We start from the raw sequence: 21,915 nt of genomic DNA, 5'->3' as shown, positions 1-21,915 counted from the left end.
GAGGTACGGGGAGTTGCCGCTGCGGCCGCGCAGGTCCTCGACGGAGAAGCGGCGTCGCGCCTCCGGGTCGTAGAGCACGACGTTCGCGGCGGCCCCGACACGACCCAGAAGGGCTCCTAGTCCGTGCCAACGACACGCCTCAGCACCGAACCCACCGCCGTCCTCGTCCTCGAGGACGGACGACGATTCCGGGGACAGGCCTACGGCGCCCGAGGCCGCACCCTGGGCGAGATCGTCTTCGCCACCGGCATGACCGGCTACCAGGAGACGCTGACCGACCCGAGCTACGCCGGCCAGATCGTCGTGCAGACCGCGCCCCACATCGGCAACACCGGGACCAACGACGAGGACATGGAGTCGCGCCGCATCTGGGTCGCCGGCTACGTCGTCCGCGACCCCTCCCGCGTCGTCTCCAACTTCCGCGCGCAGCGCTCCCTCGGCGACGACCTGGAGACCGACGGCATCGTCGGGATCTCCGGCGTCGACACCCGGGCGATCACCCGCCACATCCGCTCGGCCGGCTCGATGCGCGCCGGCGTGTTCTCCGGCGAGGACCTCGCCCTCCCCGAGGAGGAGCAGCTCGCGCTGGTCCTCGGCGGCCGGCAGATGCAGGGGCTCAACCTCTCCTCCTCGGTCTCGACCGACGAGCAGTACACGGTGCCTGCCCGCGGCGAGCGCGTCGGCTCGGTCGCGGTCATCGACCTGGGGGTGAAGACCTCGACGGTCAACTACCTCGCGGAGCGCGGCTTCGACGTCCACGTGCTGCCCGAGTCGGTGACCGCCGAGCAGGTGCTCGCGCTCGACCCGTCCGCGCTCTTCTTCTCCAACGGCCCCGGCGACCCCGAGGCCTCGGACCGCCACGTCGAGCTGCTGCGCACCACCCTGCGCGCCGACCTGCCGTTCTTCGGCATCTGCTTCGGCAACCAGCTGCTGGGGCGCGCTCTCGGCTTCGGCACCTACAAGCTCCCCTTCGGCCACCGCGGGATCAACCAGCCCGTGCTCGACAAGCTCACCGGCCGCGTGGAGATCACCTCGCAGAACCACGGGTTCGCCGTGGACGCGCCGATCGAGGGCGAGCTGGACTCGCCCGAGGGCTTCGGCCGCGTCGAGGTCAGCCACTACTCCCTCAACGACTCGGTCGTGGAGGGCCTGCGCTGCCTCGACATCCCCGCCTTCTCGGTGCAGTACCACCCGGAGGCGGCGGCCGGCCCGCACGACTCCAACCACCTCTTCGACCGCTTCCGCGAGATGGTCGTGCAGCGCACGGCCGGGCGCGGGGCCTCGGAGCCCACCGACATCCCCACGACCAGCAGCATCGGAGAGCAGAAGTAATGCCGCGCAGGGAAGACATCCAGAGCGTCCTGGTCATCGGCTCCGGCCCGATCGTCATCGGACAGGCCGTCGAGTTCGACTACTCCGGCACCCAGGCCTGCCGCGTGCTGCGCGCCGAGGGGGTGCGCGTAATCCTCGTCAACTCCAACCCGGCGACGATCATGACCGATCCCGACTTCGCCGACGCCACCTACGTGGAGCCGATCACGCCCAAGGCGATCGAGGCGATCATCGCCAAGGAGAAGCCGGACGCGATCCTGCCGACCCTCGGCGGGCAGACGGCCCTGAACGCGGCCATCCAGCTGCACGACCTCGGGATCCTCGAGAAGTACGGCGTCGAGCTCATCGGCGCGAGCTTCGAGGCGATCAACCGCGGCGAGGACCGGCAGATCTTCAAGCAGCTGGTGCTGGACGCGGGCGCCGACGTCGCGAAGTCCTACATCGCGCACACCGTCGACGAGGCGATCGAGTACGCCGAGGACCTGGGCTATCCCCTCGTCATCCGCCCGTCGTTCACCATGGGCGGCCTGGGCTCCGGCTTCGCCTACACCCGCGAGGAGCTGGTGCGGATGGTCGGCGACGGCCTGCACCAGAGCCCCACCACCGAGGTGCTCCTGGAGGAGTCGATCCTCGGCTGGAAGGAGTACGAGCTCGAGCTGATGCGCGACACGGCCGACAACACGGTCGTCGTCTGCTCGATCGAGAACGTCGACCCCGTCGGCGTGCACACGGGCGACTCGATCACCGTCGCACCGGCGCTGACCCTCACCGACCGCGAGTACCAGAAGCTGCGCGACATCGGCATCCGGATCATCCGCGACGTGGGCGTGGACACCGGCGGCTGCAACATCCAGTTCGCGATCGACCCGGCGGACGGCCGGATCATCGTGATCGAGATGAACCCGCGCGTCTCCCGCTCCTCCGCCCTCGCCTCCAAGGCGACCGGCTTCCCGATCGCCAAGATCGCCGCGAAGCTCGCCATCGGCTACCGCCTGGACGAGATCCCGAACGACATCACCAAGGTGACGCCGGCGAGCTTCGAGCCGACGCTGGACTACGTGGTCGTGAAGGTCCCGCGGTTCGCGTTCGAGAAGTTCCCGGCCGCCGACAAGACGCTGACCACGACCATGAAGTCGGTGGGCGAGGCGATGGCGATCGGCCGCAACTACGCGCAGGCGCTGCAGAAGGCGCTCCGCTCGCTCGAGAAGCGCGGCTCGTCGTTCCACTGGGGCGCGCAGGAGCGCTCGGTCGAGGAGCTGCTCGAGATCGCGAGGACCCCGACCGACGGCCGCATCGTCACCGTGCAGCAGGCGCTGCGCCTGGGAGCCACGGTCGAGCAGGCGTTCGAGTCCACGAAGATCGACCCCTGGTTCCTCGACCAGATCGTGCTGATCAACGAGATCGCCGACCTGGTGCGCGAGCACGACGGCCTCGACGCCGGACTCCTCCGCCTGGCGAAGGACCACGGCTTCTCGGACGCGCAGATCGCCGAGCTCCGCGGTCTCGACGAGGCGGAGGTCCGCCGCACCCGCTACGCGCTGGACGTGCGCCCGGTCTACAAGACCGTCGACACCTGCGCGGGCGAGTTCCCGGCGCTCACGCCGTACCACTACTCCTCGTACGACGAGGAGACGGAGGTCGTCGCCGCCGACCGCCGCAAGGTCGTCATCCTGGGCTCCGGCCCCAACCGCATCGGCCAGGGGGTCGAGTTCGACTACTCCTGCGTGCACGCCTCGTTCGCGCTCTCGGACGCGGGCTTCGAGACGATCATGATCAACTGCAACCCCGAGACGGTCTCGACCGACTACGACACCTCGGACCGCCTCTACTTCGAGCCGCTGACTCTCGAGGACGTGCTCGAGGTCATCCACGCGGAGTCGCAGTCCGGCGAGCTCGTCGGCGTCGTCGTGCAGCTGGGCGGCCAGACGGCGCTCGGGCTCGCCGCGGGCCTCGAGGCGGCCGGCGTGCCCATCCTCGGCACCACCCCCGCGAACATCGACCTCGCGGAGGAGCGCGGCGCGTTCTCGCGGATCCTCGACGAGGCGGGACTTCTCGCTCCGCGCAACGGCACCGCGACCGACCTCGACGGCGCCCGCGAGGTCGCGGTGGAGATCGGCTACCCGGTCCTCGTCCGTCCGTCGTTCGTCCTCGGCGGGCGCGGCATGGAGATCGTCTACGGCACGCCCCAGCTCGAGGACTACTTCGAGCGGATGGCCGGCGAGGGGATCATCGACGAGGCGCACCCGCTGCTGGTGGACCGCTTCCTCGACGACGCGATCGAGATCGACGTCGACGCGCTCTTCGACGGCGAGCAGCTCTACATCGGAGGAGTGATGGAGCACATCGAGGAGGCCGGCATCCACTCCGGCGACTCGGCGTGCACGCTCCCGCCGGTGACGCTCGGCCGCCGGCAGATCGACCAGGTGCGGGAGGCGACCCTCGCGATCGCGCAGGGCGTCGGCGTCCGAGGACTGCTGAACGTCCAGTTCGCGATCGGCCAGGGCGTGCTCTACGTGCTCGAGGCGAACCCCCGGGCCTCGCGCACCGTGCCGTTCGTGTCGAAGGCGCTGGGCATCCCGCTCGCGAAGGCCGCGTCGCGCCTGATGGTGGGCGAGACCATCGCCGCGCTGAAGGCCGAGGGCCTGCTGCCCGAGCGCGACGGCTCCGACGTCCCGATGGACTCTCCCATCGCGGTGAAGGAGGCGGTCCTGCCGTTCAAGCGCTTCCGCACCAAGGAGGGCCAGATCGTCGACTCGCTGCTCGGGCCCGAGATGCGCTCCACCGGCGAGGTCATGGGGATCGACCGCGACTTCCCGCGCGCCTTCGCGAAGAGCCAGGACGCCGCGTACGGCGGCATGCCGGCGAGCGGGACCGTCTTCATCTCGGTCGCCGACCGCGACAAGCGCTCGATCGTCCTGCCCGCGCTGCGCCTGCGTCAGCTCGGCTTCGACATCCTCGCGACCGAGGGCACGGCCGAGGTGCTGAATCGCAACGGGATCCAGGCCCGCGTGGTCCGCAAGTACAGCGAGACCGCCGAGGGCGACGCGCCCTCCATCGTCGAGCTGATCGCCCGCGACGAGGTCGACGTGGTGATCAACACGCCCAGCGGAGGAGCGACCCGCGCCGACGGCTACGAGATCCGCGCCGCCGCGGTCGCCGCGGACAAGCCGCTGTTCACCACGATCGCCCAGCTCGCGGCGGCGGTCGCCTCGCTCGACGCGGCGAACGAGCCCTTCGAGGTGACGAGCCTGCAGGACTACGCCCTGCGCCGCGCGGAGCGCACCGCGTGAGCGGCGGCGCGGCGGGCACCGCCTCCTTCGGCTCGCGCCTCGAGGCGGCGTTCGCCGCGCACGGCCGGCTCTGCGTCGGGATCGACCCGCACGCGTACCTGCTCGACGCGTGGGGCCTCGCCGACGACGCGGCCGGGCTCGAGAGCTTCGGCCGAACGGTCGTCGAGGCGGCGGCCGGCCGTGCGGGCGTGGTGAAGCCGCAGATCGCGTTCTTCGAGCGGCACGGCTCGGCGGGCTACGCCGCGCTCGAGCGCGTGCTCGCCGACGCCCGCGAGGCCGGACTGCTGGTGATCGCCGACGTCAAGCGCGGCGACATCGGCACGAGCGTCACCGCCTACGCCGAGGCGTGGCTCCGGCCCGGCTCGCCGCTCGAGGCGGACGCCATGACCGCGGCGGCCTACCAGGGGCTCGGCTCCCTCGAGGGGATGCTGACCCTCGCCGAGGAGGCGGGCAAGGGCGTGTTCGTCCTCGCAGCCACCTCCAACCCCGAGGCCCGCCCCGTGCAGCGCGCCCTCGTGCAGGACGGCGGCCGGGCGGGATCCACCGTGGCACGCGCGGTCGTGGCGGACGTGGCATCCTGGAACGACGCTCACGCTCGCGCGTCGATCGGCTCGGTCGGCGTGGTGCTCGGCGCCACTGTCGCCCTGGGCGACTTCGGCATCGGCATCGACGAGCCGCTGCACCCCGCACTTCCGGTGCTCGCGCCCGGCTTCGGCCACCAGGGCGCAGCCGTCGCGGACGCGCAGCGGCTGTTCGGCGCGCTGAGCGCCGCCACCATCGTCAGCGAGTCGCGCAGCGTGCTCGGCGCCGGCCCCTCGGGGATCGCGGCCGAGATCACCCGCCGCGCGACCGACATCCAGGAGACCCTTGTCCGCTGAAACCGTCAGCCCCGATCCCGGCGCCTCCTCGCGCCCGGAGGCCGTGCGCCGTCCCTCGCCGCCCGAGGTCGACCGGCGCGCCGCCTCCGAGGCCGCGATCGCGGCGCGCCGTGCCCGCGCCGCCGTCAAGAAGGCCGTCGCCGCCGGACGCCGCCCCGCGACCGCCGTGCTCGCGGCGGCCCAGGCCGAGCCGCTCGGAGTCGAGGGGCGGATGCGCGTCAGCGAGCTGCTCCGCGCCGTGCCCGCACTCGGCGTGGTGAAGACGCCCCGGGTGATGGACCAGCTGCGGATCGCCGAGTCGAAGCGCCTCGGCGGGCTCGGCCGGCGCCAGGTCGAGGGCCTGGCGTCGTTCCTCGAGGAGCGGGAGTCGCGGCAGCGCCGCCCCGGCCGCAACCGCCTGCTCGTCCTCGCCGGTCCGACCGCGGTCGGCAAGGGCACCGTGTCGACCTACATCCGCGAGAACTACCCGGACGTCCTGCTCTCGGTCTCGGCCACCACCCGGGCCCCGCGTCCGGGCGAGGTGGACGGCGTCAGCTACTACTTCGTCGACGACGCCGAGTTCGACCGGATGGTCGCGGCGGGGGAGTTCCTCGAGTACGCCGTCGTCCACAACGCTCACCGCTACGGCACGCCCCGCGGCCCCATCGACGCCGCGCTGGAGCAGGGCCGGCAGGTGATGCTCGAGATCGACATCCAGGGTGCCCGCCAGGTGCGCGAGCGGATGCCGGACGCGCGGCTGGTCTTCCTCCTGCCGCCGAGCTGGGACGAGCTGGTCCGCCGGCTGGTCGGCCGCGGCACCGAGAGCGCGGAGGAGCAGGAGCGCCGTCTGGCCACCGCGAAGGTGGAGCTGGCCGCGCAGGACGAGTTCGATTTCGCCGTCGTCAACAGCACCGTGCCCGAAGCGGCCCGCGAGGTCGTAGAATTGATGTCGCCTCGTGCCGACGGCGCGCCCGCTGACCCGGGCCGCTGACACCGGGCCACCGACCACCTCCGGGCCGACGCCCCGGGTCCCACCGGGCACACGCCCCTCGGAGCCCGCGCGCCGTGTTGCTCCGGAGCCGCAGATCGGCGCTGATGCGCCTGCAAGGAGACATCCATGGCCAACAACCTCGGCATCATCGACCCGCCCATCGACGAGCTCCTCTCGAAGGTCGACTCCAAGTACGCGCTGGTGATCTTCGCCTCCAAGCGCGCCCGCCAGATCAACGACTACTACGCCGACCTCCACGAGGGCAGCCTGTTCGACAACGTCGGCCCGCTGGTCGACTCCACCATCGACGACAAGCCCCTCTCGGTCGCACTGCACGAGATCAACGAGGACAAGCTCGTCGCCAAGCCCCTCGCCGAGTAGTCCCCTCCGGGTGGGCTCCTCTCTCGAGGCCGGCCGACGGCTCAACGTCGTCGTCGGCATCACCGGCGGCATCGCCGCGTACAAGGCCGTCGGAGTCGTCCGCGCGCTGGTCCTCGCGGAGCACGACGTGCACGTCGTCGCGACCGAGGCCGCGCTGCGCTTCGTCGGCAAGCCCACCCTCGAGGCCATCTCGCGGAACCCGGTGCACACCGAGCTCTACGAGGGCGTCGCCGAGGTCCGGCACGTGGCCATCGGCCAGGCCGCCGACCTCATCGTGATCGCGCCCGCGACGGCGCACACGCTCGCCAAGCTCGCCGCCGGCCTCGCCGACGACCTGCTCGGCAACACGGTGCTCGCGAGCACCGCCCCGCTCGTGGTCGCCCCCGCGATGCACACCGAGATGTGGGCGAACGCCGCCACCGTCGCGAACACGGCGGTGCTCCGCTCCCGCGGCGTGCACGTCGTCGGCCCCGCGGTCGGCCGCCTCACCGGCGCCGACTCGGGCCCCGGCCGCATGGAGGAGCCCGAGACGATCGTGGCGGAGGCCCTCGCCGTCCACGCCCGCTCCGCCTCCGCCCGCCGCGACCTCGCGGGCGTGCGCGTCCTCGTGACCGCCGGCGGCACCCGCGAGCCCCTCGACCCGGTGCGCTTCGTCGGCAACCGCTCCAGCGGCAGGCAGGGCGTCGCGCTCGCGCTGGCCGCTGCGGCCCGCGGCGCGGAGGTCACCCTCCTCGCCGCGAACCTCGACGTGCCGGCGCCGGAGGGCGTCACGGTCCTCCCGGTGGGCACCGCGCTCGAGCTGCGCGAGGCCGCCCTCGCCGCGGCCCCCGGCGCGGACGTCGTGATCATGGCCGCGGCCGTCGCCGACTACCGGCCCGCCGCGGTCGCCGACGCGAAGATCAAGAAGGAGCAGCAGGGCGACCGTCTCGTCCTCGAGCTCGTCAAGAACCCGGACGTCCTCGCCGAGATCTCCGCCTCCCGGCGGGAGGGGCAGATCGTCGTCGGCTTCGCCGCGGAGACCGAGCCGGACCGGGACGCGATGCTCGCCCTCGGCCGCGCCAAGATCGCCCGCAAGGGCTGCGACCTGCTCGTCCTCAACAGGGTGGGCTGGGCCGAGGGTTTCCAGAGCGACAGCAACGCCGTCGTGGTCCTCGATCGGGCCGGCGATATAGTTGGCGAGGCCTCGGGCAGCAAGGCGGAGGTGGCCGATCGCGTCCTCGACGCGGTCGTGCGCTAGCCCCGCCGGTCCGCCCGCCCAGGCGCCGATCGCCTGCCGCCCGGCATCGCGCCCGCCAGGCCACTCCCGGTACGAACGACCCCGGTCCGCACGAGCCGGGACGAGAAGAGAAGCATGACCTCCGGTCCCCTCCGCCTGTTCACCTCCGAGTCCGTCACCGAGGGCCACCCGGACAAGATCTGCGACCAGATCTCGGACCGCATCCTCGACGCCCTGCTCCGCGAGGACCCGCACAGCCGGGTCGCCGTCGAGACGCTGGTCACGACGGGGCTCGTGCACGTCGCGGGCGAGGTCTCCACGAGCGGCTACGTCGAGATCCCCAAGATCGTGCGCGACACGATCGTCGAGATCGGCTACGACTCCTCGGAGAAGGGCTTCGACGGCCGCTCCTGCGGCGTCTCGGTCTCGATCGGCCAGCAGTCGCCCGAGATCGCGGCGGGCGTCGACACGGCGCTCGAGGTCCGCTCCTCCGAGGCGGGCGAGGACGCCTTCGACCGCCAGGGCGCGGGCGACCAGGGTCTGATGTTCGGCTTCGCGACCGACGAGACCCCCGAGTACATGCCGCTGCCGAGCTGGCTCTCGCACCGCCTCGCCGAGCGCCTGGCCGCCGTCCGCAAGTCGGGCGAGCTCGACTACCTCCGGCCCGACGGCAAGACCCAGGTCACCATCGGCTACGACGGCACGACGCCGTCCACCATCGACACCGTCGTCCTGTCCACCCAGCACGCCGAGCACGTCAGCACCGAGACGATCCACGCGGACATCGCGGCGCACGTCATCCGCCCCGTGCTCGAGACGGTCGACCTCGACTCCTCCGCCGTGCGCCTGCTGATCAACCCGACCGGCCGCTTCGAGATCGGCGGGCCTCAGGGTGACGCCGGGCTCACCGGCCGCAAGATCATCGTCGACACCTACGGCGGAGCGTCCCGCCACGGCGGCGGCGCGTTCTCGGGCAAGGACCCGTCGAAGGTGGACCGCTCGGCCGCCTACGCCATGCGGTGGGTCGCCAAGAACGCGGTCGCCGCGGGGCTCGCCTCGCGGCTGGAGGTGCAGGTCGCCTACGCCATCGGCAAGGCGGCCCCGGTCGGCCTCTACGTCGAGACCTTCGGCACCGGCACCGTCTCCGACGAGACGATCACCGAGGCGATCCGCTCGGTCTTCGACCTGCGCCCGGCCGCGATCATCCACGCACTCGACCTGCTCCGCCCGATCTACGCGCAGACCGCGGCTTACGGCCACTTCGGCCGGGAGCTCCCCGACTTCACCTGGGAGCGCCTCGACCGGGTCGACGACCTGCGCTCCGCCGCGGGCCTCTCGTAGCGGGCGCGGCGGCGATGGCGACGAGCGGAGCCGTCGCGCGCGTGCTCCTGGACTCGCCCCTCCCGCAGCTCGACCGGCTCCTGGACTACGCGGTGCCGGAGGCGCTGCGCGGCGAGGTGGTCCCCGGCGTGCGCGTGCGGGTGCCGTTGCGGACCGGAGGCCGGATCGCCGACGCGTTCGTCGTCGAGACGGGGGAGGGGACCGAGCACGCCGGAGCGCTCAGCGGCATCGAGGAGCTGGTCTCGCCGCTCGTCGTGCTGACCCCGGAGGTCTGGGCCCTCGCCCGCCGGGTGGCCGACCGCGCCTCCGGAGGCGCGAGCGACGTGCTGCGCCTGGCCGTGCCGCGCCGCCACGTCCGCGTCGAGAAGGCGCGACTCGCCGCGGGTCCCGCTCCTGCGGCGCCCGCGGTCGAGGCGGGCGGCGGGACGGGCTACCCCGACGCCTCCTTCGCGGGACTCGCCGAGGGGGCCCGGCTGGCGGTCGGCGCCGTGCCGGCTCCCGTGAGGCTCGACTCGGGCGCGTGGGTCGGCGGCTGGGCCGTCACGCTCGCCGAGCTCGCCCGGGACACGCTCGCCGCGGGCCGCGACGCGATCCTGGCCGTCCCCGACTACCGCGACCAGGAGCAGCTGGAGCTCGCTCTCGCCGCCCTCGTCCCCGCGGAGGCGGTGGTGCGCCTCGATGCGCGGCAGAAGGGCGCCGAGCGCTACTCCGCCTTCGTCCGCTGCCTCGATCCCGGGCCGCGGGTCGTCGTCGGCAACCGCTCCGTCCTCTACGCGCCCTCCTCCGCCCTCGGCCTGATCGCGCTCTGGGACGACGGCGATCCGCTCTTCGCCGAGCCGCTCGCGCCCTACGCGCACGCCCGCGACGTCGCCCTGGTGCGGCAGGAGCAGAGCGGCGCCGGCCTCGTCCTGCTCGGCAACACGCGCACGGTCGAGGTCGAGCGGCTCGTCGAGATCGGCTTCGCGACCGAGGTGGAGCCGCGGCCGAGCCGCCGCCCGCACGTCGTGCCGACCGCCCAGCAGTGGGCGGCCGACGAGCACGACGCGGCAGCGCGCATCCCCTCCTCCGCCTGGCGGGAGGCGCGGAAGGCCCTCGACTCCGGTCCCGTGCTCGTCCAGGTCGCGCGCCCCGGCTACGCGCCGGTGGTCGCCTGCGCCCGTTGCCGGACCGTCGCACGCTGCAACCGCTGCCAGGGTCCGCTCGGCGTGCACTCCGAGGGCGGGCGGCCGAGCTGCGGCTGGTGCGGCCTGATCGCGGCCGACTGGACCTGCTCCGTCTGCGAGGCGACGGCTCTGCGCCTCGTCTCCCTCGGCGCGGGCCGCACCGCGGAGGAGCTCGGACGCGCCTTCCCGGGTGCCAAGGTGATCGTCGCCGACGGGCAGCGCCCCGTGCTCACCCTCCCCGACGAGCCCGCGCTCGTCGTGGCCACGCGCGGGGCGGAGCCGCGGGCCGACGGCGGCTACCACGCCGTCCTGCTGCTGGACGGCGAGCGGATGCTGGCCCGCGAGAGCCTGCGGGTCGCCGACGACGCGCTCCGCACCTGGTCGAACGCCGCGGCGCTGGCCCGCCCGGGCGCGCCGGTCCTCCTGGTCGGGGTCGGCGGCCGGCTCGCGACCGCCCTGGCGACCTGGCGGCAGGCCGAGTACCTCCGGGCCGAGCTCCAGGAGCGGCGCGCTCTGCGCTTCCCGCCCGCGGTGCGCCTGGCCACGGTGAGCGGCGACGCGCACGCGGTGGAGGAGGCGCTCGACGCGCTCGACGAGGACGACCGGCACGAGGTCCTCGGTCCTGTCGGGCTCGAGGACGGCTCCGTCCGGGCGATCGTCCGGTTCGACTACGCTCGCGGTGCGGATGTGGCCGCGCGCCTCCGCTCCGCCGTGATCCGCAACGCCACGCGCCGTCGTCGCCCGCCGACCACGCCCGGCCGCTTCCGGCCGGCCCCCCGGCTCCGGGTCCGTCTCGACGACCCCGACATCCTCTGACTCCCCAGGAGACCCCCGTGCGCCTCGTCTTCGCCGGCACGCCCGCCGCCGCCGTTCCGACCCTCCGCGACCTCGCCGCCTCCGCGCACGAGGTCGTGGCCGTGGTCACCCGGGAGGACGCCCCGGTGGGACGCAAGCGCGTGCTCACCCCCTCGCCGGTCGCCGTCGTGGCCGAGGAGCTGGGGATCCCGGTGATCCGGGCGAACCGCCTCGACGAGGACGTGACCGACCGGATCGCGGAGCTCGCCCCCGACCTCGGCGTGATCGTGGCCTACGGCGGCCTCGTCCGGCAGCGCCTGCTGGCGGTGCCGCGCCTGGGCTGGATCAACCTGCACTTCTCCCTGCTGCCGCGCTGGCGCGGGGCGGCTCCCGTCCAGCGGGCGCTGATGGCGGGCGACACGCGGATCGGCGCGAGCGTCTTCCAGCTGGTCGCCGAGCTCGACGCCGGTGACGTGTACGCCGAGCTCGCCGTCGACGCGGGGGAGCGCACCGCGGGCGAGCTGCTGACGGAGCTGGCCGCGAGCGGCGCCGGCCTCACCCTCGGCGTGGTCGGCGCGCTGGAGGAGGGCACGGCCGTCGCGACTCCGCAGGCCGGAGAGGCGACCCCCGCTCCCAAGCTCGACGCCGCCGACGGCCGGATCGACTGGAGCCTCCCGACCGGGCGGGTCCTCGCGCTCGTGCGCGGAACGACTCCCGAGCCCGGAGCCTCGACCGCGGTGGGGAACGCGCGCCTCAAGGTGCTCGCGGTCCGCGCGGCCGAGGGGGACCTCGCTCCCGGCGTCGTCCGCCTCGACTCGGGGCGCGCCCTCGTCGGCACCGCGGACGGAGCGGTCGAGCTGGTCACCGTCCAGCCCGCCGGCAGGACCCCGATGGCCGGCGCCGCCTGGGCCCGCGGCCTGCGCGAGAGCACGGTGCTCGCGTGAGCGCCCGTCGCGAGGCCGCTCCCGCCCGGCGGGTCGCCTACGACGTCCTGCTCGCGGTGAGCGGGTCGGACGCCTACGCCAACCTGGTCCTGCCCGCGCGGATCAGCGCCGCCGGCCTCTCGCCCGCCGACGCGGGACTGGCCACCGAGCTCTGCTACGGCACTCTGCGGATGTCCGGCTACTACGACCGCGTGATCGCCCTCGCGGCCGGCCGGTCCGTCGAGAGCATCGATGCGCCGGTGCTCGACGCGCTGCGCCTGGGCGTGCACCAGCTGCTCGCGACCCGCGTGGCCCCGCACGCCGCGGTGAACGAGAGCGTCGCGCTCGTCGCGGCCGGCTCCTCGCGGGGAGCGGTGGCCTTCGCCAACGCCGTGCTGCGCGCGGTCTCGCGCTCGGGCGCCGGCGAGTGGCGCGAGCGGGTCTCCGCGGCCGCGGTCTCCGGGGACGACCGGATCGCCGCGCTAAGCTCCCACCCCGTGTGGATCGTGCGCGCCCTGCGACGGGCGCTGGCGGCGGAGGGGGCGGCCGACGAGCTCGACGCGCTGCTCGCCGCCGACAACGCGGCTCCGCGGGTGAACCTGGTGGCTCTGCCGGGCCTGGCGTCTCCCAGCGAGATCGCCGACGCCGAATCCGACCGGTTCTCGCCGGTCGGCATGACCAGCACCGGCGGCGACCCGGAGGCGTTCCCCGCGGTGCACGAGGGCCGCGTGCGCGTGCAGGACGAGGGCTCCCAGCTCGCCGCTCTGGCGCTCTCCCGAGCACGGCCGGTCCGCCCGGGCGAGCGCTGGCTCGACCTGTGCGCGGGACCCGGCGGCAAGGCGGCGCTGCTCGCGGCGGAGGCGCGCGCAGGAGGGGCGGCGCTGCTCGCCAACGAGGTGGTTCCGGGCCGCGCGGGCCTGGTGCGGCAGGCGCTGGCCGCCGTCGATCCGTCGGTCGAGGTGCGCACCGGCGACGGGCGCGACCTGGGCGACGAGCAGCCGGGATCGTTCGACCGCATCCTCCTCGACGCGCCGTGCACCGGTCTCGGTGCGCTGCGGCGTCGGCCCGAGGCGCGCTGGCGCAAGTCCGCGGCCGACGTGGAGCCGCTGGCCGCCCTCCAGGGCGAGCTGCTCGACTCCGCGGTGAGGGCTCTCGCTCCCGACGGCCTGCTGGCCTACGTGACCTGCTCGCCGCACCTCGGCGAGACCCGGCGCGTGCTCGCCCTCGCGCAGGAGCGGCACGAGCTCGAGCTCGTCGACACGCCGGCCGTGCTGCGCGCGCTGACGGCGGACCCGCTCCCGCTGCCGGAGGGCACCCTCCACGTGCAGCTCTGGCCGCACCGGCACGGCACCGACGCCATGTTCGTGCAGCTCCTCCGCCGCCGGCCCCTCGAGGCGGCGTCCGGAGACGCCTGAACCCTCCGGAGCGGGAACGCGCTCGGCCGGGCGGACGCGGAGGACGCTCCGATCTAGGCTGGAGGCATGCCCGCACGGATCAACCCCAGCATCCTCTCCGCCGACTTCGTGAACTTCGAGGCCGAGCTGCAGCGCATCGCCGGAGCCGACCTCGTGCACGTCGACGTGATGGACAACCACTTCGTGCCGAACCTCACCTTCGGGCTGACCATGGTCCAGCGCCTCCAGGACGTCTCGCCCCGGCCGCTCGACCTGCACCTGATGATCGACGACCCCGACCGGTGGGCCCCCGACTACGCCGAGACCGGCGCCTTCTCCGTGACCTTCCACGCCGAGGCCGCGCGCGACGCCGTGGCCCTGGCGCGGCGCCTGCGCGAGATCGGCTCGCGGGCGGGGATCGCGCTCAAGCCGGGCACGATGGTGGACGACTACCTCGACCTCCTGCCCGAGTTCGACCAGGTCCTCGTGATGACGGTCGAGCCCGGCTTCGGGGGCCAGTCCTTCATGGAGGAGACGATGCCCAAGCTGCGCACCCTCCGGAACGTGGTGGACCGCACCGGGCTCGACGTCTGGCTCCAGGTCGACGGCGGGATCGCTCCCGGCACGATCGAGATCGCAGCGGAGGCGGGAGCCGACACCTTCGTCGCGGGCTCCGCGGTCTTCGGCGCGGACGACCCGGAGGCCGCGATCGCGTCGCTGCGCGAGACGGCGACCGCTCACCTGCACCGGCACTGAGGCGGCCCGCGCCCGGCCGCCGTATAGACTTCCCCGGTGAAAACTTTCGACGACCTCTTCGCTGAGCTGGGCGAGAAGGCCGCCGCCCGTCCCGAGGGTTCGGGCACCGTCCGCGAGCTCGACGCCGGCGTGCACTTCATCGGCAAGAAGATCGTCGAGGAGGCCGCCGAGGTGTGGATGGCCGCCGAGTACGAGGGCGACGAGCGCACCGCCGAGGAGATCTCGCAGCTGCTCTACCACCTGCAGGTGCTCATGCTCGCCAAGGGACTGACGACGGCCGACGTCTACCGGCATCTGTGAGCCCCGCCCCGCTCGCCGGGGTGCGTATCCGCTCCGCGCCGTCGCGCCCGCACGCTCCCCGAGGAGCCGTGCCGCCCCCTGAACAGCCGTCGAGTCATGAAGGACGTCCCGTGACCACCACCCCCGCCCCGGCGCTCCTGCGCGTCGCCGTCCCCAACAAGGGCTCCCTCTCGGAGACCGCCGGTCAGATGCTCGCGGAGGCCGGCTACACCGGCCGCCGCGACCCGAAGGAGCTGCACGTCGTCGATGAGCGCAACGGGGTGGAGTTCTTCTACCTGCGCCCGCGCGACATCGCCACCTACGTCGGCTCCGGCGCTCTCGACGTCGGGGTCACCGGCCGCGACCTCCTGATCGACTCCGGCTCCGAGGCGCGCGAGATCGCGAGCCTCGGCTTCGCGAACTCCACCTTCCGCTTCGCCGGGCCCGCCGGCCGCTACGACGAGCTCGCGCAGATCGACGGCCTCCGCGTGGCGACCAGCTACCCGGGCCTCGTGGGCCGCTTCCTCCGGGAGCACGGCGTCGAGGTGACGCTGATCCGCCTCGACGGCGCGGTCGAGTCCGCGATCCAGCTCGGCGTCGCCGACGTCATCGCCGATGTCGTCGAGACCGGCACCACGCTCCGCAAGGCCGGCCTCGAGATCTTCGGCCCGGTCATCCTGGACTCGACCGCCGTCCTGGTCTCCGCCGCAGGGGAGCCCGAGGGCATCCCGGTGCTGCTGCGCCGCCTGCAGGGCGTGCTGGTCGCCCGCGAGTACGTGCTGCTCGACTACGACTGCCCCGTCGCGCTCCTGGAGAGCGCCACGGCGATCGCCCCGGGCTTCGAGTCCCCGACGGTCTCGCCGCTGCACGACGCCGAGTGGGTGGCCGTCCGCGTGATGGTGCCGCGCTCGGACATGAACCAGGTGATGGACCGCCTGTACGACCTGGGCGCCCGCGCGATCCTAGTCACCTCCATCCACGCCGCGCGCCTGTAGAGGGGGAGCCGATGAGTCTCGCCGTCCGCGTCATCCCCTGCCTCGACGTCGCCGCCGGCCGCGTCGTGAAGGGCGTCAACTTCCAGAACCTGCGCGATGCGGGCGACCCCGTCGAGCTCGCCCGCCTCTACTTCGAGCAGGGCGCCGACGAGCTGACCTTCCTCGACGTCACCGCCACGGTCGACGACCGCTCGACCACCTACGACGTGGTGCGGGCGACCGCCGAGCAGGTCTTCATCCCGCTCACGGTCGGCGGAGGCGTGCGCAGCGCCGAGGACGTCTCGCGACTGCTCGCGCACGGCGCCGACAAGGTGGGCGTCAACTCCGCCGCGATCGCCCGGCCCGAGCTCCTCGGCGAGATCGCCGACGTCTTCGGCGCGCAGGTGCTCGTGCTCTCGCTCGACGTCAAGCGGAGCGACGCCACGGCGTCCGGCTTCGTCGTCACCACCCACGGCGGACGCCGCGAGACCGAGCTCGACGCCCTGGCCTGGGCGGCCGAGGCCGTCGAGCGCGGCGCCGGGGAGCTGCTGGTCAACTCCATCGACGCCGACGGCACCAAGCAGGGATTCGACCTCGAGCTGATCGCCGCGATGCGCGAGCTGAGCTCCGTGCCGGTCATCGCCTCCGGAGGCGCCGGCGCCGTCGAGCACTTCGCTCCGGCCGTCGACGCGGGAGCCGACGCCGTGCTCGCCGCCTCCGTCTTCCACAACCGCGAGCTGACGATCGGCGACGTCAAGCGCGCGCTCGCCGCCTCCGGGATCGAGATCCGATGACCCCCGCCGAGCTCGACGCCGTCCTGGACCGCGCCGCCTTCGATCCGACCGGGCTCCTGCCCGCGATCATCCAGCAGCACGACACCCGCGAGGTGCTCATGATGGGCTGGATGGACCGCGAGGCTCTCCGGCGCACCCTCACCGAGGGCCGCGTCACCTTCTGGTCGCGCTCGCGCCAGGAGTACTGGCGCAAGGGCGACACGTCCGGGCACGCGCAGTACGTGCGGGGTGCCGCCCTCGACTGCGACGCCGACACCCTGCTGGTCCAGGTCGAGCAGATCGGCGCAGCCTGCCACACGGGCGAGCACGCCTGCTTCGACGTCGACCCCCTCGTGCCGTTCACCGGCCTCGGCCCGGCGGAGTGAGCATGAGCGGACGGCGGCTGAAGTACACGGCGATCCTCGGGGTCGTGCTGCTCGCCGCGCTCGAGCTGACCGCCTCCACCCAGACCTGGTCCACGCTGACCCTGGCCGCGATCGAGGGGGAGGGCCAGCGGATCGACGTGGCCGGGACCGTCGCCGCGCCCGCGCTCTCCGCCCTGGCGCTCGCGGGCCTCGCTCTCGCCGCGGCCCTCGCCATCGCCGGCCCCGTCTTCCGGATCGTGCTCGGTGTGCTCCAGGCCGTCCTCGGCGCCTCGGTGGTGCTCGCGGCCGCGACGGCACTGGGCGACCCCGTGCGCGCCGGCGCCTCGCTGGTCACGGAGGCGACCGCCATCGCGGGGGAGCAGTCCGTCGCCGCGCTCGTGGCCTCGTCCTCCGCGACGGCCTGGCCCGTCGTCGCCCTGGTCTGCGGCGTGCTCACCGCGTTGCTCGGGATCGGCGTCCTCGCGACCTCGCGCCGCTGGCCGGGAGCGGCGCGGAAGCGCGCGTCCCGCTTCGAGCCCGCCGACGGCTACGGCCACGGCGCGTCGACCGTGCAGACGGACGACGGCGACATCGATCCGGTCGTCTCGTGGGACGAGCTCTCGCGCGGCGACGACCCCACCTCGGGCCGCTGACACCGGCCGGGGTCGTGTCCGGCGGTCCGGCATCCCCGCCTCCTGCAGGCGGCTGCGCAGGCGAGTCCGGGGCCGGGCGCTCAGGCGCCTCACGCTAGACTGCTCTGGTCCCGATGCACCCCCAGGAGGAGACCCATGAGCACCGAGCACGACGACGACAACCACGGCCACTCGCCCGCAGCGTGGACGGCCGTCGTCATCATGCTGGTCGGATTCACGATCGGCACGATCGCGTTCTGGTTCGACGTGCCCCTGGTGGTCTGGCTCTCGGCCGGCCTGGTCGTGGTGGGTCTGCTCGTGGGAATGGGCATGGCCAAGGCGGGCTACGGCGTCAACGGCGCGAAGGCGAACCCGAAGGCGCGCGCCTAGGTGCTCGCCGACCTCACCGCCGGCGCCCTGGCCGACGCGGCCCGGCGCCGCGAGAGCGCCCCGCTCGAAGCCGTCGAGCGCCGCGCGCTCGCCCAGGCGCCCGCCCTCGACGCCCTGGCCGCACTGGCCCCCGCCGAGCGCGTCAGGATCATCGCCGAGGTGAAGCGCGCCAGCCCGTCGCGCGGAGCCCTCGCCGACATCCCCGTCCCCGCCGAGCTGGCCGGACAGTACGAGCTCGGGGGAGCGAGCGCGATCAGCGTCCTCACCGAGGAGCGCCGCTTCAAGGGGTCCCTCGCGGACCTCGAGGCGGTCCGCGAGCGCGTGTCGATCCCCGTCCTGCGCAAGGACTTCGTCGCCGAGCCCTACCAGGTCCTCGAGGCCCGCGCGGCCGGAGCCGACCTGGTCCTCCTCATCGTCGCCGCGCTCGAGCAGCCCCTGCTCGCCGAGCTGCACGCCCTCGTCCTCGAGCTGGGGATGACCCCGCTCGTCGAGACGCACTCGGCCGACGAGCTCGAGCGGGCCGCCGACCTCGGCGCGCGGCTCATCGGCGTGAACGCCCGCGACCTCTCCACCTTCCAGCTCGACCGCGACCTCTTCGGCCGCCTCTCCGAGCGCTTCCCCGACGACGCGGTGAAGGTGGCCGAATCGGCCGTCCTCACCGCCGACGACGTCGCGCACTACCGCGGCGCCGGAGCCGACGTCGTCCTCGTGGGCGAGGCTCTCGTCACCGGCGGCGACCCCGTCTCCACCCTCGCCGGCTTCCTGGCGCACTGACCACTCCGATAGGCGGTACCCCCATGGCACTCCGGGATGAACTCGGCCCCTACTTCGGCGAGTTCGGCGGACGCTACGTCCCCGAGTCCCTCGTCGAGGCCCTCGACGAGCTGAGCGCCGAGTACGAGCGCACGAAGGTCGATCCCGCGTTCGCGGCAGAACTGATGGAGCTGCACCGCAGCTACACCGGCCGTCCGTCGATCATCACCGAGGTGCCGCGGTTCGCCGAGCACGCCGGCGGAGCGCGGATCATCCTCAAGCGCGAGGACCTCAACCACACCGGCTCGCACAAGATCAACAACGTGCTGGGCCAGGCGCTGCTCACCAAGCGGATCGGCAAGACCCGCGTCATCGCCGAGACGGGAGCGGGCCAGCACGGCGTCGCGACCGCCACGGCCGCCGCCCTGTTCGGCCTCGACTGCGTGGTCTACATGGGGGAGGTCGACACCGAGCGCCAGGCCCTCAACGTCGCCCGCATGCGCCTGCTCGGCGCCGAGGTGATCCCCGTGACGACCGGCTCGCGCACCCTCAAGGACGCGATCAACGACGCGATGCGCGACTGGGTGACGAACGTGGGCACCACGAACTACATCTTCGGCACCGTCGCGGGCCCGCACCCGTTCCCGGCCCTCGTCCGGGACTTCCAGAAGATCATCGGCGAGGAGGCGCGCGAGCAGGTCCTCGAGCTCACCGGCTCGCTGCCCACCGCGGTCACCGCCTGCGTCGGCGGCGGCTCCAACGCGATGGGGATCTTCCACGCCTTCCTCGACGACCCCGAGGTCCGCCTCGTCGGCTTCGAGGCCGGCGGCGACGGGATCGAGACCCCCCGCCACGCGGCGACCATCAGCAAGGGCCGCCCCGGCGTCCTGCACGGCGCCCGCAGCTTCCTCCTCCAGGACGAGGACGGCCAGACCGTCGAGTCGCACTCGATCTCGGCCGGCCTCGACTACCCGGGCATCGGCCCGGAGCACGCGTGGCTCTCGAGCATCGGCCGCGCCGACTACCGCGCGGTCACCGACTCGGCCGCGATGGACGCGCTCATGCTGCTCAGCCGCACCGAGGGGATCATCCCGGCGATCGAGTCCGCGCACGCGCTGGCCGGCACGCTGGAGCTCGGGCGCGAGCTCGGCCCCGAGGCCACCATCCTGGTCAACCTCTCGGGCCGCGGCGACAAGGACATGACGACCGCTGCGCACTACTTCGGCCTCATGGACCAGGGCGCGGTGCAGTCGTGAGCGGCCGCGGACCGAGCGTCGCCGAGACCGTCCGGCGCCGGAACGAGGAGGCGGCGGGCGCCCTGATCGGCTACCTCCCCGTCGGCTTCCCCGACCTGCCGACCAGCATCGACGCCGCCGTGGCCATGGCCGAGAACGGCGTCGACGCGATCGAGCTCGGTCTGCCCTACTCCGATCCGGTGATGGACGGACCCGTCATCCAGGAGGCGACCCAGGCCGCCATCGCGGGCGGCTTCCGCCTCCGCCACGGCTTCGAGGCCGTCCGCGAGATCCGGGCGCGCGTCGACGTGCCGGTCCTGGTGATGACCTACTACAACCCCGTCCTGCAGTACGGGGTCGAGCGCTTCGCCACCGATCTGGCCGAGGCCGGCGGGTCCGGCCTCATCACGCCCGACCTGATCCCGGACGAGGGCGCCGAGTGGCTCGCCGTCTCCGAGCGGCTCGGACTCGACCGCGTGTTCCTCGCGGCACCGTCCTCGACGGACACGCGCCTGCGCCAGGCCGTCGACTCGAGCCGTGGATTCGTCTACGCGGTCTCGACGATGGGCATCACCGGCGCGCGCACCGATGTCGACTCCGCGGCCCGCGCCCTGGTCGACCGCCTCCGCGCCGCCGGCTCCGAGAGCGCGTGCGTCGGCCTGGGCATCTCGACCGGCGAGCAGGTCGCCGAGATCCTCGCCTACGCGGACGGCGCCATCGTCGGATCCGCCCTGGTGCGGGCGCTGGCGTCCGGCGGGGTCGACGCGGTCGCCGAGACCTCCCGCGGCCTCGCCGAGGGCACCCGCCTGCGCTCCGCGCGCTGACACCCTCCCGCTACAATCGGGATGCCCACCGGGGCGCGGCCGAGCCGCGCCCGGGGGACCCCCTCCTTCGAAAGGTCGAGTACCGGTGTCCGTACCGCTGAGCATTCCGAGCCCCCCCGACGCGTGGAGTCAGTACGACCTCACGATCGGCACCTTCACGCTCGCGATCCACACCTACGCGCTCTGCATCCTCGCGGGGATCATCGTGGCGACGATCATGACGAACCAGCGCCTCAAGCGCCGCGGCGCGGAGCCGTGGGTCGTGCTCGACATCATCATCTGGGCCGTGCCGCTCGGCATCGTCGGCGCCCGCGCCTACCACGTGCTCACCCACCCCGGCGACTACTTCTACGACGGCGCCGACCCGTGGGAGGTCGTCCGCATCTGGAACGGCGGCAACGCAATCTTCGGCGGGCTCATCGGAGGCGCGGTCGGCGCGTTCATCGGCTGCCGCTGGACAGGAGTGCGCTTCTGGACCTTCGCCGACGCCCTCGCCCCCGGCATGCTCGCCGCTCAGGCGCTCGGGCGCCTGGGCAACTGGTTCAACCACGAGCTCTTCGGCCTGCCCACGACCCTGCCCTGGGGCCTCGAGATCGAGACCACCAACCCGGCCTTCCCCGTCGGCCTCCCGGCGGGCACGCTCTTCCACCCGACCTTCCTCTACGAGATCCTCTGGAACGTCGTCGGCATCGCGGTCATCCTCCTGCTCGAGCGCCGTCTCAAGCTGCAGTGGGGCACCGTCTTCGCCGCCTACCTGATCTGGTACGGGATCGGCCGCGTCTGGTTCGAGTCCATCCGGATCGACCCGAGCGAGTTCTTCTGGGGCATCCGCACCAACGTCTGGGCCGCGCTCATCGCCGTGGTCATCGGCCTGGTCCTCGTGGTGATCCAGAAGCGCGAGCACCCGGGCGCCGAGCCCTCGGCCTACCGGCCGGGTCGCGAGTGGACGCCCGCCCCGGCTGCGGTAGAATTCGAGGACGTCGAGTCCGACTCCGACGACACCACCACCCCTGCTTCCGGCACCGACGCCGAGAAGCCGACGGTCTCCCGCACCTGACGGAGGTCGCGGAGCCTCCGCGACCGCCTCCCGGGTGCCCGACACCTCCACGACCGCCCCATCGCGGCGCAGCCACGAGCGCTGCCGCGGGCGGGTCGTCGTGCAGGCACCGCCGGCGGCGCGCGACGCTCGCGCCACGGCAGAACCCTGCGGCCCTCCCGATCGGGGAGCCGCTCCTCCTCCACCACCGCGGG

General features: G+C 73.4%; 21 protein-coding genes. All 21 read left to right on the top strand.

Translation table 11 applies throughout. The features are described from left to right. The first annotated feature begins 123 nt into the window (after positions 1–123). Positions 124–1,332 (top strand): glutamine-hydrolyzing carbamoyl-phosphate synthase small subunit, encoded by a 1,209-nt coding sequence (gene carA, locus C5C99_RS02795; RefSeq protein ID WP_104225321.1) that lies wholly within the window; start codon positions 124–126, stop codon positions 1,330–1,332. Next, a complete protein-coding gene (gene carB / locus C5C99_RS02790) occupies positions 1,332–4,622 on the top strand; it encodes a carbamoyl-phosphate synthase large subunit (protein ID WP_104221829.1) in 3,291 nt (1,096 codons plus the stop codon). The genes carA and carB overlap by 1 nt, the downstream gene beginning before the upstream one ends. Then, positions 4,619–5,500 (top strand): orotidine-5'-phosphate decarboxylase, encoded by an 882-nt coding sequence (gene pyrF, locus C5C99_RS02785; protein ID WP_104246781.1) that lies wholly within the window; start codon positions 4,619–4,621, stop codon positions 5,498–5,500. Before carB ends, pyrF begins: the two co-directional genes overlap by 4 nt. A gap of 43 nt (positions 5,501–5,543) precedes the next feature. Continuing rightward, positions 5,544–6,470 (top strand): guanylate kinase, encoded by a 927-nt coding sequence (gene gmk / locus C5C99_RS02780; protein ID WP_104354723.1) that lies wholly within the window; start codon positions 5,544–5,546, stop codon positions 6,468–6,470. A 126-nt stretch (positions 6,471–6,596) separates the two neighbouring features. Continuing rightward, positions 6,597–6,851 (top strand): DNA-directed RNA polymerase subunit omega, encoded by a 255-nt coding sequence (gene rpoZ, locus C5C99_RS02775; protein ID WP_104221835.1) that lies wholly within the window; start codon positions 6,597–6,599, stop codon positions 6,849–6,851. A gap of 10 nt (positions 6,852–6,861) precedes the next feature. Next, the gene (gene coaBC / locus C5C99_RS02770) at positions 6,862–8,088 is read left to right on the top strand and encodes a bifunctional phosphopantothenoylcysteine decarboxylase/phosphopantothenate--cysteine ligase CoaBC (protein ID WP_104237507.1); all 1,227 of its coding nucleotides are present in this window, start codon (positions 6,862–6,864) and stop codon (positions 8,086–8,088) included. A gap of 114 nt (positions 8,089–8,202) precedes the next feature. Next, a complete protein-coding gene (gene metK, locus C5C99_RS02765; protein ID WP_104221839.1) occupies positions 8,203–9,408 on the top strand; it encodes a methionine adenosyltransferase in 1,206 nt (401 codons plus the stop codon). Positions 9,409–9,422: 14 nt separating this feature from the next. Next, positions 9,423–11,387 carry a hypothetical protein gene (locus C5C99_RS02760; RefSeq protein WP_104339558.1) on the top strand — a complete coding sequence of 655 codons (1,965 nt, stop codon included), beginning with the start codon at positions 9,423–9,425 and terminating at the stop codon, positions 11,385–11,387. Positions 11,388–11,404: 17 nt separating this feature from the next. Further along, a complete protein-coding gene (locus tag C5C99_RS02755) occupies positions 11,405–12,310 on the top strand; it encodes a methionyl-tRNA formyltransferase (protein WP_104339557.1) in 906 nt (301 codons plus the stop codon). Next, the gene (locus C5C99_RS02750; protein WP_104339556.1) at positions 12,307–13,704 is read left to right on the top strand and encodes an RsmB/NOP family class I SAM-dependent RNA methyltransferase; all 1,398 of its coding nucleotides are present in this window, start codon (positions 12,307–12,309) and stop codon (positions 13,702–13,704) included. The genes C5C99_RS02755 and C5C99_RS02750 overlap by 4 nt, the downstream gene beginning before the upstream one ends. Before the next feature lie 66 nt (positions 13,705–13,770). Next, complete coding sequence (gene rpe / locus C5C99_RS02745) at positions 13,771–14,439, top strand: ribulose-phosphate 3-epimerase (protein ID WP_104257836.1); 669 nt, start codon at positions 13,771–13,773, stop codon at positions 14,437–14,439. A 36-nt stretch (positions 14,440–14,475) separates the two neighbouring features. After that, entirely contained in the window at positions 14,476–14,739 is a 264-nt protein-coding gene (locus C5C99_RS02740; protein ID WP_055791842.1) for a phosphoribosyl-ATP diphosphatase, read from the top strand. Between the two features lie 110 nt (positions 14,740–14,849). Continuing rightward, on the top strand, positions 14,850–15,713 hold the full coding sequence (gene hisG, locus C5C99_RS02735; RefSeq protein WP_104221851.1) for an ATP phosphoribosyltransferase: 864 nt from the start codon (positions 14,850–14,852) through the stop codon (positions 15,711–15,713). An 11-nt stretch (positions 15,714–15,724) separates the two neighbouring features. Next, the gene (gene hisF / locus C5C99_RS02730) at positions 15,725–16,486 is read left to right on the top strand and encodes an imidazole glycerol phosphate synthase subunit HisF (RefSeq protein ID WP_104221853.1); all 762 of its coding nucleotides are present in this window, start codon (positions 15,725–15,727) and stop codon (positions 16,484–16,486) included. Next, positions 16,483–16,851, top strand: a complete 369-nt coding sequence (gene hisI / locus C5C99_RS02725) for a phosphoribosyl-AMP cyclohydrolase (protein WP_104221855.1) — start codon at positions 16,483–16,485, stop codon at positions 16,849–16,851. The genes hisF and hisI overlap by 4 nt, the downstream gene beginning before the upstream one ends. Before the next feature lie 2 nt (positions 16,852–16,853). Then, a complete protein-coding gene (locus tag C5C99_RS02720) occupies positions 16,854–17,483 on the top strand; it encodes a Trp biosynthesis-associated membrane protein (RefSeq protein ID WP_104292125.1) in 630 nt (209 codons plus the stop codon). A 135-nt stretch (positions 17,484–17,618) separates the two neighbouring features. Further along, on the top strand, positions 17,619–17,852 hold the full coding sequence (locus tag C5C99_RS02715) for a DUF6704 family protein (protein WP_104221860.1): 234 nt from the start codon (positions 17,619–17,621) through the stop codon (positions 17,850–17,852). Continuing rightward, positions 17,853–18,626, top strand: a complete 774-nt coding sequence (gene trpC, locus C5C99_RS02710; RefSeq protein WP_104309120.1) for an indole-3-glycerol phosphate synthase TrpC — start codon at positions 17,853–17,855, stop codon at positions 18,624–18,626. A 23-nt stretch (positions 18,627–18,649) separates the two neighbouring features. Next, positions 18,650–19,861: a tryptophan synthase subunit beta gene (trpB, locus tag C5C99_RS02705; protein ID WP_104225310.1), complete on the top strand. Its 1,212-nt coding sequence runs from the start codon at positions 18,650–18,652 to the stop codon at positions 19,859–19,861. Beyond that, a complete protein-coding gene (gene trpA / locus C5C99_RS02700; protein ID WP_104339555.1) occupies positions 19,858–20,664 on the top strand; it encodes a tryptophan synthase subunit alpha in 807 nt (268 codons plus the stop codon). The genes trpB and trpA overlap by 4 nt, the downstream gene beginning before the upstream one ends. 85 nt (positions 20,665–20,749) lie before the next feature. Continuing rightward, complete coding sequence (gene lgt / locus C5C99_RS02695; protein WP_258059820.1) at positions 20,750–21,721, top strand: prolipoprotein diacylglyceryl transferase; 972 nt, start codon at positions 20,750–20,752, stop codon at positions 21,719–21,721. The last annotated feature ends 194 nt before the right edge of the window (positions 21,722–21,915 follow it).

This window comes from Rathayibacter sp. AY1C4 (assembly GCF_002932195.1).
Classification (GTDB): domain Bacteria; phylum Actinomycetota; class Actinomycetes; order Actinomycetales; family Microbacteriaceae; genus Rathayibacter.
The sequence above is the reverse complement of the archived record's forward strand: the minus strand, read 5'-3'. Positions and strand labels throughout refer to the sequence as shown.